Raw genomic sequence first — 12,875 nt, 5'->3', positions numbered from 1 at the left:
GTGGCAGCCGAGGTCGAGGGCGATCGGGCGCAGCGAGACCAGGAACCGGTACGTCGCCTCCAGCTGCTCCGGCCACGGCGCGTCCGTGCGGAACCGGTCCCAGATGAAGCGGTTGCCGTAGCCGAGCTGGTAGGTGGCCGTCGCCGCCCACAGCTCGCGACAGCCGATCCGCGCGGCCGCCTCCATCATCCGGCGGAAGCCGAGCAGGATGTCCCCGTCCCCGGCCGCCCGCAGCTCGGGCGTCTCGGGGGTGGCGAACGGGTTGACCTTGCCGAGCCCGGTCTCCAGGTAGAGGCCGAGGTCCTCGGCACGCTCGTGGATCTCCCTCAGCTCTCCTGCGTCCAGTTGCGGGCTCAGGTCGAGGATGGTCCGGAAGAAGACGCCGCCGAACCCGTGGCGACGCGCTGCCTCGAGCACCTCGACGGGCGTCATGGCGGAGCTGCCCGGCAGCTTCCGCGCGTCGACACCAACTGGTATTACCGGTATGACCACAAGGGCAATGTAGTCACAGACTGCGTTCGTGTCCATCGCAGGCGAGCCGACGTGCCACCAGCGTGGTCGGCTCGCTAGCCGAGGAGTCTCTGGAGGAACTCGCGGTAGTCCTGGTGCAGCTCGTGGCACGCAGCGAGCGCGGCGTCGAGGTCGTCGCCGAGCACCCCTCCGGCCAGCTGACGATGCAGCCCGAGGGTCCGCGAACCCATGGGCTCGCTCGCCGGACGGATCTCGACGACGCTCTCGAGCTGGGCGGTGAGCTCCTCCCAGGTCCTCACCGCGGAGGTCGACCCGGAGGCCGCGATCACACTCCGGTGGAACGCGCGATCGGCGTCGACCGTCGCGGCTCCGCTCCTCACCGCCCGCTCCAGCTCCGCCAGCGCGGAGCGCACCCTCTCACCGGCCGCGGGGCTCACGCCGTGTCGCCGGCCGGTCGCCAGCGCGCCGGTCTCGAGCACCTCGCGCATCGCCGAGAGATCGGACAGCGAGCGCTGGGCGCCGCGGGACTGCTCGGCGACGTCGAGTGAGGTCACGAACGCCCCGCGCCCCATCTGGATGTCGACCAGGCCGAGCGAGGCGAGCATGCCGAGCGCCTCCCGGACGACCGGCCTCGACACGCCGTACGACTCCGCGAGACCGCGCTCCCCCGGCAGTCGCTCGCCGGCGGCGTACCTCCCCGACCTGATCGCCGTCAGGAGCTCGTCGGCCACCCGCGCTCGCTGCGTCCCCGACACGCGACCTCCTCCGTCCGCTCTGCCGCCTCTCCGGGCGGCGGTGCTCAGCCTAGTGATCCGGCCCGCGTGGCCGCGCGAGTCGCTCGCCCGCATGCCAGCCGTCCCACGAGCGACGGCGAGGGTCCCGCCGGTCCGACCGGCGGGACCCTCCTCCTCCCACGTCTCAGGCCCCGACCTTGGCCATGGCCTCCTGGATCTTCGAGACGTAGTCGTTCGTGAAGACCTTCTCCAGGTCGACCTTCCCGGCATCCGGGACCGTGTCACCCAGGATCATGTCGCGGACGGTCTCGAACTTCGCGAGGTCGTGGCGGCCGGCGGCCTCGGCCGGCCCCGTCTGGATCTCGACCGCGGCGTCGAAGAGACTCCGGGCCGTCTCCTCGTCCTCGCAGTTGGAGGGAACGAGCTCGCAGATGCCCTCCAGCGAGCCCGTGGGGTCCTTCTCGGCGGCCAGAACGCCGGCGAACCAGCCGGCCGCGAAGTCGATCGCCTGCTGGAGCGCCTCGGGGTCGTCGAGCGTCTTGCGTGTCACGACGAGTTCGTTGGACGGAATGTTCGAGAACTCGTCGGAGAGGATCGGAGTCAGCTCGACACCGGACGCAGCCATGGCTGCGACGTCGGGGACAGCGCCGGCGAGGGCGTCGATCTTGTGGCTCTTCAGGGCTTGGGCGACGGCGGGGCCGGCGTCGCCGACCACGACGAGCTTGACGTCGTCGTTCTCCTCGAGTCCCGCGTTGGCGAGCGCGGCCTTGACGAGCGGGATGACGCCGTCGCTCATCGAGGGGACGCCGAGGTTCTTGCCCTTCAGATCCTCGACGGAAGCGACTCCCGAGCCCGCCATGGCGCGGATGCTGAAGAGATCGGCGTTCAGGTTGGCGATGCCCACCAGGTCGCGCCCCTGGGAGGCCGCGGTGATCAGCTCGGCCGCTCCCGAGACGGCGAAGGGGATCTTGCCGGCGGCGAGCTGCTGGATCGTCGACGAGTTGCCGCTGCCGGCCACCGTCGTGGGCTCGAGGCCGAGCTCGGGGTAGATCGAGGAGCGCGCTACCTCGTAGCCGGTCCAGATGATCGAGTCGGGGAAGGGGAACATCACCGAGACACTGCCGTCGCCGGCCTTGCCCTCCGATGAGTCCGACGTTCCTCCGCACGCCGCGAGCGACGTCATGGAGATGACGGCGACTGCGGCCGCCGCGATCCTGCTGGGTGCATGTTTCATCGTGTTCGTTCCTCACGAGCTCGATAGATCGGAATGGGTGGGATGGATGGGATGGGTGCGGGCATGCCTCGGCCAGGTCGCCTGAGGTCCCTGCATCGGGTCGCGTCGTTGCGGCCGGAGACTGCTCCGAGAGGGGTGCGGTCGAGCCCTAGTGGCCGGCCCAGAAGATGAGCTTCCGTTCGGCGAGCTCGGTGAGGGCGTAGAGAACGAGCCCGACGGCCGAGAGAGCCAGGATGACCGCGAATCCCTCGGCTACCTGGAGTTGCTGGTTGAAGGTCTCGACGAGGACGCCCATCCCCTCGGACGCGCCGACGAACTCTCCGACGACCGCTCCGATGAGAGCAAGGGTCATGGCGGTCTTGATGCCAGCGAAGATCACCGGGAGCGAGGAGGGCAGCGAGAGCTTTCGGTACGTCTCCCAGCGGGATGCTCCGAGGGAGCGCATCAGGGTGCGGGCATCGGCGTCGACGGTGTTCATGCCGACGATGACGCCGATCAGCACGGGGAAGAAGCAGATCGTCGCCGCCATCACGATCTTGGAGGTGATGCCGAAGCCGAACCAGGTCAGGAAGAGCGGCGCCAACGCGATGCGGGGCATGATCTGGAAGGCGACGATCAGTGGGTAGAACGCCAGCCGGAATCGGGTCGACACCCCGATGAGGGTCCCCAGGATCCATGCCGCGATCACTCCCGCGAAGAAGCCGGCGAGCGTCTCCTGGACGGTGATCCGGGTGGCGGACCAGAAGTAGGACTCCCCACCCAGATCCCACAGCGCCTTCGCGACCTCGGAGGCCGGCGGGACCGTGGTCTCGTCGACGAGCCCGCCACGCGACACCGCCTCCCACAGCAGGACGAGGACGACGACGGCGAGGCTCGGCCACCCGACCTGTGCGAGGAGGGGCATCGTCCGCAGGCGGCGGCCCTTGGTCGTCCCACTGATTCCGGCGTTCATCATGCGCTCGCCTCCTGGTCGCGGAAGCCGAGGAGGTCGCGGATGCTCGCCGCGAGCTCGGTCGACTCGTGCGACGTGATCGATCGGATCTGACGAGGCCGCGGGATCGTGACCTCGACGATCTCGACGACCTCGCCCGGGCGCGGCTTGAGGACGACCACGCGGTCGGAGAGGAAGACGGCCTCGGAGATGTGATGGGTGACGTAGAGGGAGGAGCGTCCGAGGCTCTCGTGCAACCTCGCCAGCTCGGCGTTGAGACGCTCTCGGGTGAACTCGTCCAGTGCCGAGAAGGGCTCGTCCATCAGGAGTATGTCGGGCTCGGCCACCAGCACTCTGGCCAGCGACGCTCGCTGCTGCATGCCACCGGAGAGCTCCCAGACGTGCTTATGCGCGAAGGACTCCAGCCCGACCAGCTCGAGGAGCTCCTCCGCTCGCGCTCGCGCCGTCCTCTTGTCGAGCTTGAACAGCTCGGCCGGGAGAAGGACGTTGTCGAGGACCGAGCGCCACGGCATCAGCACCGGCCGCTGGAGCATGATGCCGACGTCGCGCCGACCCGAGCGGGCTGGTGCGCCCGCGACCTCGACCGAGCCGCCGGTGTGGTCGAGCAGTCCCGCGACGATGTGGAGGATCGTCGACTTGCCACACCCGCTGGGTCCGACGAGCGAGACGAACTCGCCGCGCCGGACGTCGAAGCTGACGTCCTTCACGGCCTCGACGAGCCCGCTCTTGGTCTCGTAGACCTTGCCCAGGTTGCGTACCGAGATCGCTGCGGTCATGAGGTCTGCTCCTTCGGCGCGCGCTCGCCCGCGAGTGCGGCTCTGCTGTAGCCGGCGGCGGTCTTGTAGCTGTTGAGGATGGCGGTCACCTCGTCCGGCGAGATGACGTCGCCGACTGCCGCGAAGAGCCCACCGCCCGTACGCTCCTCGACCACCTCGATCAGGTGGTCCGGGGGTGTCACGCGGTTCTTGAGGACCACCGCGTTGACGGCATCCCTGCGCTCGCCCTCGTAGCGCGCGAGCGCCGCGACGACATCGCTCTCGGCGACAAGGGCATCGGCGAGAGCGACCGTGTCGACGATGGCCTGCATGGCGCCGTTGCTGCCGCGGGGAATCATCGGATGGGCGGCATCTCCCACGAGAGCGACGTGGCCGAACGCCCAGCGATCCACCGGGTCGCGGTCCGACATGGGGTACTCCCAGATCATGTCGGCCTCGCGGATCAGCGCGGGGACGTCGAGCCAGTCGAAGACCCAGTCCCGGAAGGGCTCGATGAAGTCCGCGATCTGGCCGGGGACGTTCCAGGCGGCGGGGCCGGCCTGCTCCTGGCGGATCTCGGCGACCCAGTTGACGAGCTGATTGCCGGCGGCGTCGATGTCGTCGAGGATCGGGTAGATCACCATCTTCCCGTGCTCGACCGTGCCCACGCGGATATGGCCGCCGCCCGACAGGATCGGCGGGTGGACCGTGATCCCCCGCCACATGTTGACGCCCGAGAACACCGGCTCGCCCTGGTCGGGATAGAGCTGCGCGCGGATGCGAGAGTGGATGCCGTCGCAGGCGATCACCGCCCGGCCGGACTGAGCCTCGGCCTCCGCCCCGGAGACGGTGTCGACGAAGGTCGCCGTGGCTCCGTCCGTCGCCTCGACGACACCCGTGCAGGACCGTCCGAGCACGACCGCATCAGCTCCGAGTCGAGCGACCACCGCCTCGTAGAGGATCTCGTGCAGCGTCGCGCGGTGGATGAGGAACTGCGGGAACTCCGACGTCGCGGGGTCGCGATGGACGAGTTGCCCGCGCGAGGTGAAGAAGTAGGACTCCTGGAACACGATGGCGCGCTCGACGAGCCGGTCGAGAAGACCCAGCTCGATCAGTGCCTTGGCGCCGTGGGGCAGGAGCGAGATTCCCACCCCGAGAGGACGGAACTCGGGTGTCGCCTCGTAGACACGGCAGGAGATGCCTCGCTGGTGAAGCTGGAGGGCCAGCGTCAGCCCGGCGATGCCACCGCCGACGATGACGATCCTCTCGTCGCGGCTCATGGCCGGTCCTCCGCCGAGGCCCACGCCGTCGGGAGTGCGGGAAGATCGATGGTGGGCACGCCGGGATCGTCGCGGTGGAGACGGCGCAACGAGTGCCACAGCATCACGGTGTTGACGTGGAGGAACGGCTTGCCCAGCTCGGCGAGCGCACGCGGCGCGAAGCCGGCGGCGGGAAGATTCGTCCCGAGCTGGACCAGGGCCTGCACGGTCGGGCGGTCGGCGCCCCTGAGGGCCGCCTCGATCCGGACGTCTCCGATGCGAGCGATCTCGGTGGTGCTCGGCGGCCGGAAGCTGTCCATCACGGCCACGTCGACGCCGGCATCCTTGAAGTAGCCGGCCACCTCGGCCTCCACGGCCGGCTGGAACGGGCTGAGCACGGCGATCGTGTCGATGCCGAGCTCCGCGAAGGCCGCGAGGAAGGCCTGGGGCGCGCTGGTGACGGGACAGCCGCACAGGTCCTCCAGCCGCTCTCGCAGCGTCTGATCGGCGGACGCGCCGCCCATGAAGCTGGTCGCGGCCATGCCATAGGAGACGTGGTCGGGCTCGGCGGTGGCCAGGAGACGGGCGGCGGGCTCAGCCTCAGCGGCCATCTGGCGGGTGAGATCGACGTACGACGCGTCGTCACTGATCTTCGTGTCCCGCACGAACATCCGGCCGGTCTGCACTCTCACGGACGGCGGCGCCATCCGATGGTACTCCGGCTCGGCCGTGGTGTTGGTCGAGGGGATCAGGACTCCGAGGATCGGCGAGGTGCTCATCGCGCAGCCGTCCGATACCAGTCGAGGATCTCCTCGCCGGTCATGAAGACCGCGCCGTCGGAGCCTGCGATGTGGGCGAGTGCTCCCTTGACGTATCGCGCCCGGTGCGGCGCGCCCATGATGTAGGGGTGCACGACCAGGGCCATCACGCGCGCTGAGCCGGCCGACTCGGCATCGGCCAGAAGCTGGTCGAACTGGTCGATGGCCCGCCGCTCGTACTCACCCGCGGGATGGTGCTGGATGAGCATCATCGCGACGTCGTTGCACTCCTGCGTGTAGGGCACCGATGCGATCGCTCCGCCGTCGCGGGTCGTCAGCATGACCGGTTGGTCATCCAGGACCCAGTCGCAGACGTACTCGTAGCCTGCCTCGGCGAGGAGATCGGGGGTCTCCCACGTCTCGGTGAGACCCGGTCCCAGCCACCCCCGGGGCGGCCGTCCCGTGGCGGCGGCGATGGCGGCCGTGGTCTTGGCGATGTCGTCGGCCTCGTCGGCGACCCTCTGCATGTTCTTCTGGGTCAGGCCATGGCCGATGAACTCCCATCCGCGTTCGATCGCCGCCTCGGCGATGTCGGGATACGCGTCCACCGCCCGTCCGTTGATGGCGAGCACCGCCTTGATCGCGAGCGAGTCGAGGATGTGGAGGAGCCGCCAGAAGCCGACCCGGTTGCCGTACTCGTGCCAAGCCCAGTTGGGGATGTCGGGCACGGGCTGACCTCCGGCAGGCGGGGTGAGCACGGTGCGCGGCATGGTCTCGTGGATGGACCACTCCTCGATGTTGACGATGACCCATACGGCGACCCTCTTGCCGTCGGGAAGGCTCAGGGTCGCGCGCTTGCTGATCGGGTCGTACGCGATCCGGTCGAGCGGGGTCATGTGGCTCGCGGTCTCCGGCGCACTCATCGGACGGTCACCTCCAGCGGGGCGAGCCCGGTGATCGAGACGACGATCGAATCGCCGGCGCGGACAGGGCCGACTCCGGCGGGAGTGCCCGTGTAGATCAGGTCGCCCGGCTCGAGCCGGTACTGCCGCGACAGGTGGTGGATGATCTCGGGAACCTTCCAGATCATCAGGTCGAGCCTCGTGGCCTGCCTCCGCTCGCCGTTGAGCGTGAGCTCCAGCTCACCGGCAGCGATGCCGGGCACGCCGGCGGCCGGGGTGATCGGTCCGCAGGGGGCGCTGTGGTCGAAGGACTTGCCCATCTCCCAGGGACGGCTGGCGCGTACCGCGTCTCGCTGCAGGTCGCGACGGGTCAGATCGATGCCGGCGGCGTAGCCGAAGACGATCGAGGTCGCGTCGCTCAACGAGACGTCCGCCCCCGGTGCGCCGATCGCCGCCACGAGCTCACCTTCGTACTGGAGATCGGCGGTCTGCGGCGGGTACGGCACGGCATCGCCGGACTCCACGAGCGAGTCGGTGGGCTTCTGGAAGAAGAACGGAAGGTCGCGTTCGTCGCCCTCCTTCATCTCCCTGATGTGGTCGACGTAGTTGCGGCCGACGCAGTAGATGCGTCGAACCGGGAAGCGGTCGTCGCTGCCCACGACGGCAAGCGAGGGGCGCGGAAGGGCCCACAGCTCGGTCATCGGACTCCTCCGCGACTCGCCGTGGCCCGTGGGGTGCCCGCGGCGGGAGTCAGCAGTCCATGTGGCTGTAGACCGACGCCGCCTGCTCGACGTGCTCGCGTCCCACTCGTGCGGCCGCGGAGGGGTCGCCCTGCTCGATCGCACCCACGATCCGCCGGTGTGCCTCGAAGGCAGCTTCCGGCCAGCTGGGAGTGTGGAAGTTCTGGCTGCTGACGACCGCGATCTGCGCCCACACGCGCGACAACGACCGCTGCGCGTTCACGTTGCCGGACAACTCGGCGATCTGTGTGTGGAAGGCCACGTTCGCGGTCACTCGTCCCGACCCGTCTGCCGACTCGACCTCGTCCATCAGCTCCCGGAGCCGCCGAAGCTGCGACGGCGCCACTTCCCCCGCCGCGTTCCGGCGAGCTGCCACCTCCGCCGTGAAGCCCTCCAACACTGCTCGATAGGCGTACAGGTCGCGCACCTCGTCGAGGGAGGGCAGCCACACCATCGCGCCCCGCCCGGAGAGCGTCACCAGGCCGTCGGAGCCCAGCGCGCGCAACGCCTCTCGCAACGGGGTCCTGCTCACCCCCAGCTCGGCGACCAGGTCGGGCTCCTTGAGCCGCTGCCCCGGCGCGAACGCCCCATCCACGATCATCTGCCACAGGGAGCGATAGGTCGTCTCGACAGCGTTCACTCATCGCTCCTAGCGTCCAGGCAAGCGGGGTAAGGAATACGAAGTCTTCCATGTACGCAACGTATACGTTGTATTCTTTTGAGCACCAGGGGCAGTACGAGACTTTTACGAAGGCGACATGAGGCTGTTACGTCCACCGTCGGGCGCCGTACGTCGGCCGAGGACCGGAGGGACCCATAAGCCTGAGAGATCGCCAGACGACGCGGCCATGAGCGCGAGAGCGCCGTGCGGCGGCTGATCAGCCGCCACGGGCCGGGAAATCACACGAGGTCCAAACTCCGGCCCGCATCTCTTCGGACCGGTGTTTGAACCTCGTGCACCGGGTGGAGGTGAGGGGACTCGAACCCCTGACCCCCTGAATCGGCACGTCCGCCGCACCGGCTCGTCGTTTCTCGGGCCAATTCGGCGAAGCGCGGCCAATCCCGCTTCTGAACAGGGCAAACGCCGGACAAGTCCGACATCGATGCTGCCACTCTACGTGACCTTCTCGGTGCATCTCGGGCGGTTCGGGCGGATCTGGTTGTCGCGAACCGTGCCAAATACGTGACACGTCGCGGACGTCCGGCGTGCCGCTTCGACACTCCAGACTCGACCGCTGGAGCGACTACGCTGGACTCATGAGCATCTCGCACGGTCTTCGGCCCTCGGATGTCCTTGCGCAAATGCGTGAGGAGATCCTGGCCGTCGCCGCGCGCCACCACGCGACCAACGTCCGGGTCTTCGGTTCGGTCGCCACCGGCTCCGACACTGACGCATCGGACTTGGATCTCATCGTCCACTTCGCAGCCGAGGCGAGCCTCTACGACCAGATCGCTCTCGCTGACGAACTGCGGGAGCTCCTCAGCGTCGAAGTCGACGTCATCTCCGATGGTGCTGCCGGGATTGAGAAGATCGCACCGGTCGTCGCGGTATGAGCGACCCGCTCGACGAACGCACTGCGCAGGCACTTCAGGACATCGTCGGCTTCGCCGCCGAGTTGCGTGGGTACGTCGTCACCCACGGCGAGGAGCACTTCCGCGCGGATCGTCCGACGCAGCTCGTTGCGGAGGCACTGCTGCACCGCGTCGGCGAGGCCGTCTCGCGATTGGCTGTCGAATTCACTGCCACGCATCCCGAGGTCGCGTGGCGTCAGATAAAGGGGATGCGCAACGTCGTCGCGCACCAATACGGCTTCATCGACTATCGAATCGTGTGGCGGGCGCTGACCGAGGACCTGCCGCGCGATGTTAAGCACATCCAGACTCTGTTGGGCCACTCTGTGTGACGCCCGAATACGTCTCTAGTCCGTGACCCGGGGCGATCATGCGGCATTTCACCTTTGGGGAGGACGCCCGATGCTCGGCCCCTACGGCTTCGTCCCACGTGTGGTGCTCGTCGGACAGCTGACGATCCCGTGCCCGCCACCAGTCCAATGGCCTCACCAGTCGGCGTCAGCACCCTCGAGAACTCCATTCCGCCCAGATTGACGCGTGCGAACAGGCATAGTTGAACAAACTACGAACACGCAGGGCACCGCTTCGCACCAGGCTTCGGTGACTGTTCGTTAACCGCGGCGTTCGCGACGATTGAGCTTGTCACCTTGCGGCGCGCGATCGCAGATCGTGCCACCTCGCTACATTCGGACTGTCCAAGCGGCACAGAGAGAGGTAATTGGCCCCGATCGTGAACTTGCTCGACCGCATCGACCAACGTCTAGACGACACCCGCTATCGCCTGCAGCAATCTGACTTCGAGGATTGCGCGGCCGCACTAATCGGGCACGATTACCCAGGTCTCGTTCCCGTCACAGGCGGAACCGATCACGGGCTTGACGCCGAGTTCGTCAGACCGAACGGTCAGGTCCTCGGCCTCATTATCACCTCATCCCGCACCTGGGAAGGCGCCAAGAAGAGCCTGCGCGGGAGCCTTGAGTCGGCCCGAGACCACAACAAGCGCGTCGATCAGGTCGTAGCTGCGAACCTTGCCGAGGTAAACCGGCAAAAGCGTATCCAGTTGACCGCCATCGCCCACGAGTTCAGGTGCGAGCTCATTCAGGTCTACGACCGCCCATGGTTCGCCAAAGCGTTCCGCGATGAACCCGACTGGCGCCGCAAGATTCTGCACATCGAAGGCGGCGCGTTCAGCCTTTCCCGCTCACCCCGCGGAGCACGCCCGGACGAGCACCAGCTCCCCACCGTCGGCCGCGACGAACTCCTCGACCGAGCCGAGAACTCCGGCCAGGATCTCATCCTCGGGGGCGTCCCGGGAGCCGGCAAGAGCCATGTCGCCGGACGGCTGCCCGGCGCACTGTTCCTCGAACCGAACACCGCACCCGGGCGACTGCTCGACGACCTCCTTACCGCAAAGCCAACGCTAGTTGTCGTGGACGACGCCGGCGGCCGAACCGACGACATGGGACACCTCCTACATGCTCGGCACGCAGAGAACCTCAAGTTTCGCGTCGCAGTCACCTGCTGGCCCCACGAGATGGAAAGCGTCGCCGATCACCTTCCGAATGCACTCGACCTTGAGGTAGACCTCGTTACCGTGGAGGAAATCGGGACCCTCCTTCGCGAAAGAGGCATCCCGCAGACCTCCTCGTCCAGCAAGGCGCCTGGCAAGCCGTATGGACCGGACAAGCGCTCAGGGACCAGATCCGGGCGTTCCTTCGCCGGTCCAAAGCACCATCTGAGGCCATCCAGCTGCTCGCAGCCATTGCCCTTGTCGGGGACGCCAACGAGGATCAAACCCGCTCCATCGCGAAGCTATTCGAACTCAGCCCCACGCAGTTCGAGGAGCTGATCCGCTCGGTCGCAATCGCCGGACTTGTGGATGTTCGCCGTAACCGACTGTGGAACTCCGCCGACGGGCGAACGTCCGAGAATTCCTACCGCGTGGTTCCCCGGACCATCGCAGCGAGCATCGTGGCCGATGTGTACTTCTCCGGCCGGGCGACCGCCGTACGTCTCAGCGACATCAAGGCCGCGTTGCCTGAACTTCTCCCAGGCATCCTGCAAATGCAGATCTACGCCGCGCTGCTTGGCGCTGAAGAGCCGATGGTGCCCCCCGCGGCCGAGCTTCTCGTCGTCCTGACCTACCTAGGATTAGGCCCTGAGGGTGACGAACTCCTGCGCACCTACGCTCTCATCAACCTTGAGTGCACACGTGTCGTCTTCGAGTACCTCAAGCAGGCAGTGCACGACGCCGCCGAAGGGGACAATGAACAAGCCGCCGTCACCGCCACCAAGATCCTCGCCGCCCGCGTCGCCGACTCACTTCAGGCAGAGAAGACCGAACACGTCGCCCTCTTCTTCGACTCACTGACCCAACTGGCCACACGCGGGTGGGACTACGTGACGCCCATCAAGACGGTGGTTGAGGACGTCCAGGACGCCACGACCGGAGATTTCCCCACTTCGACAGCCATCGTGCACCTCTGCACGGCAATGGCGTGCGACCAAGCCCAAGATCTGCCTGACCACGTCTGGCTCAAACTCGCATGTCATGTCCTCCAGCCGACCTTCGACGGCAACTACATGAGCCCCGAGAAGGTGAACTCGTTCGTCCTGCAATCCTTTACCTGGGTCGAAGGAGACATTGACGCCATGTTCGCCGCGCTTGAACCAGAGCTGGACAGGCGAATCGCCCTAACCTCGAACGAGGAGCTCGTCGACCTCATCGAAGCCATGAGCAAATGGGCTCACGTCGCTAGCGGCTACTCCTTGCCATTCGGCAGCGTCCTAAATTCAGGGCAAAGATCGCGGCACGACGGGTCGCAGTCTCGATCGCCAAAGCCATCGCCCCGCGAGTCGCCACCCCAGGGATGCGCGCGTTCTTCAACCGCGAAGCCTCCAGCCTCGGCATCAAGCTCGCCGAATCAGATGCGCTCTTCGTGGCACTGACCGCCGAGCGCGACTTCGCCCACGATTGGCAAGAGGACCGCCGTATCCGAGACGCGGAACTCGACCAAGCACTTGAGGCCTACATCGAGCAGCCGCCCAGCGTCATCATGACGTGGCTAGCAGGCCACGACGCCGACCTCGCCATGGTCAAGAACAGCTCAGCTGCCTGGATCATCATGAGCCGCCTCTCCACGCGCCCCAACCCCGAGCGTTGGCTGCGCGCCGCGCTGGACCATGGACTGGGTCGCGCGTGCGGCCCCCTCATCAGCAAGTGCATCGACACCGGCGCCATGACCGTTCCACTCGCCAAGGAAATCCTAGGCGACGCCGGCGGGAGAAGCTCCCTCGTCAGCGCGGTCATCAGCCAGTGCCAGGACGCCGAGCTCACGGACCTCGTCGTCAGCGCGCTCAAGGTCGAAGACGGGACTGCTGTACGGACAGGTGACATCTGATCTGCGCCGGTTGGAGCCGGCGCTGGAAGGATGTGCACCATGCCGAAGGCGTTCCCCAGGGAGTTCCGCGAGGACGTGATCAGGGTCTATCGGGACT

The 12,875-nt window shown here is 67.2% G+C and carries 15 protein-coding genes; 5 read left to right on the top strand and 10 right to left on the bottom strand.

The genetic code is table 11. The features are described from left to right. The 10 genes from QM572_RS19075 to QM572_RS19030 all read right to left on the bottom strand — a co-directional run. On the bottom strand, nt 1-432 hold a 432-nt coding region (locus tag QM572_RS19075; RefSeq protein WP_415095560.1), incomplete at its 3' end, for a hypothetical protein. A 134-nt stretch (nt 433-566) separates the two neighbouring features. Next, nucleotides 567-1,226: a FadR/GntR family transcriptional regulator gene (locus QM572_RS19070; RefSeq protein WP_415095559.1), complete on the bottom strand. Its 660-nt coding sequence runs from the start codon at nt 1,224-1,226 to the stop codon at nt 567-569. A gap of 163 nt (nt 1,227-1,389) precedes the next feature. Further along, nucleotides 1,390-2,439, bottom strand: a complete 1,050-nt coding sequence (locus tag QM572_RS19065) for an ABC transporter substrate-binding protein (RefSeq protein WP_415095558.1) — start codon at nt 2,437-2,439, stop codon at nt 1,390-1,392. 148 nt (nt 2,440-2,587) lie between these two features. Further along, nucleotides 2,588-3,394: an ABC transporter permease gene (locus tag QM572_RS19060; protein WP_415095557.1), complete on the bottom strand. Its 807-nt coding sequence runs from the start codon at nt 3,392-3,394 to the stop codon at nt 2,588-2,590. After that, nucleotides 3,391-4,167, bottom strand: a complete 777-nt coding sequence (locus QM572_RS19055; protein ID WP_415095556.1) for an ABC transporter ATP-binding protein — start codon at nt 4,165-4,167, stop codon at nt 3,391-3,393. The genes QM572_RS19060 and QM572_RS19055 overlap by 4 nt, the downstream gene beginning before the upstream one ends. After that, complete coding sequence (locus QM572_RS19050) at nt 4,164-5,426, bottom strand: flavin-dependent oxidoreductase (protein ID WP_415095555.1); 1,263 nt, start codon at nt 5,424-5,426, stop codon at nt 4,164-4,166. The genes QM572_RS19055 and QM572_RS19050 overlap by 4 nt, the downstream gene beginning before the upstream one ends. Further along, nucleotides 5,423-6,184, bottom strand: coding sequence for a hypothetical protein (locus tag QM572_RS19045; protein WP_415095554.1), 762 nt, complete (start codon nt 6,182-6,184; stop codon nt 5,423-5,425). The genes QM572_RS19050 and QM572_RS19045 overlap by 4 nt, the downstream gene beginning before the upstream one ends. Then, nucleotides 6,181-7,086, bottom strand: coding sequence for a polysaccharide deacetylase family protein (locus tag QM572_RS19040; protein ID WP_415095553.1), 906 nt, complete (start codon nt 7,084-7,086; stop codon nt 6,181-6,183). Before QM572_RS19040 ends, QM572_RS19045 begins: the two co-directional genes overlap by 4 nt. After that, nucleotides 7,083-7,766, bottom strand: a complete 684-nt coding sequence (locus tag QM572_RS19035) for a fumarylacetoacetate hydrolase family protein (protein WP_415095552.1) — start codon at nt 7,764-7,766, stop codon at nt 7,083-7,085. Before QM572_RS19035 ends, QM572_RS19040 begins: the two co-directional genes overlap by 4 nt. Nucleotides 7,767-7,815: 49 nt before the next feature. Beyond that, on the bottom strand, nt 7,816-8,445 hold the full coding sequence (locus tag QM572_RS19030; RefSeq protein WP_415095551.1) for a GntR family transcriptional regulator: 630 nt from the start codon (nt 8,443-8,445) through the stop codon (nt 7,816-7,818). Between the two features lie 617 nt (nt 8,446-9,062). Here QM572_RS19030 and QM572_RS19025 point away from each other — a divergent pair. The 5 genes from QM572_RS19025 (at nt 9,063) to QM572_RS19005 (ending at nt 12,778) form a co-directional block, all read left to right on the top strand. Continuing rightward, entirely contained in the window at nt 9,063-9,359 is a 297-nt protein-coding gene (locus tag QM572_RS19025) for a nucleotidyltransferase family protein (protein WP_415095550.1), read from the top strand. Then, on the top strand, nt 9,356-9,709 hold the full coding sequence (locus QM572_RS19020) for a DUF86 domain-containing protein (RefSeq protein ID WP_415095549.1): 354 nt from the start codon (nt 9,356-9,358) through the stop codon (nt 9,707-9,709). The genes QM572_RS19025 and QM572_RS19020 overlap by 4 nt, the downstream gene beginning before the upstream one ends. A 398-nt stretch (nt 9,710-10,107) precedes the next feature. After that, complete coding sequence (locus QM572_RS19015) at nt 10,108-11,226, top strand: hypothetical protein (RefSeq protein WP_415095548.1); 1,119 nt, start codon at nt 10,108-10,110, stop codon at nt 11,224-11,226. A gap of 92 nt (nt 11,227-11,318) precedes the next feature. Beyond that, nucleotides 11,319-12,326, top strand: a complete 1,008-nt coding sequence (locus QM572_RS19010) for a hypothetical protein (protein WP_415095547.1) — start codon at nt 11,319-11,321, stop codon at nt 12,324-12,326. After that, nucleotides 12,317-12,778, top strand: coding sequence for a hypothetical protein (locus QM572_RS19005; RefSeq protein ID WP_415095546.1), 462 nt, complete (start codon nt 12,317-12,319; stop codon nt 12,776-12,778). The genes QM572_RS19010 and QM572_RS19005 overlap by 10 nt, the downstream gene beginning before the upstream one ends. The last annotated feature ends 97 nt before the right edge of the window (nt 12,779-12,875 follow it).

Origin of the sequence: Nocardioides sp., assembly GCF_047607365.1 — a bacterium.
Taxonomy (GTDB): Bacteria; Actinomycetota; Actinomycetes; order Propionibacteriales; family Nocardioidaceae; genus Nocardioides.
The sequence above is the reverse complement of the archived record's forward strand: the minus strand, read 5'-3'. Positions and strand labels throughout refer to the sequence as shown.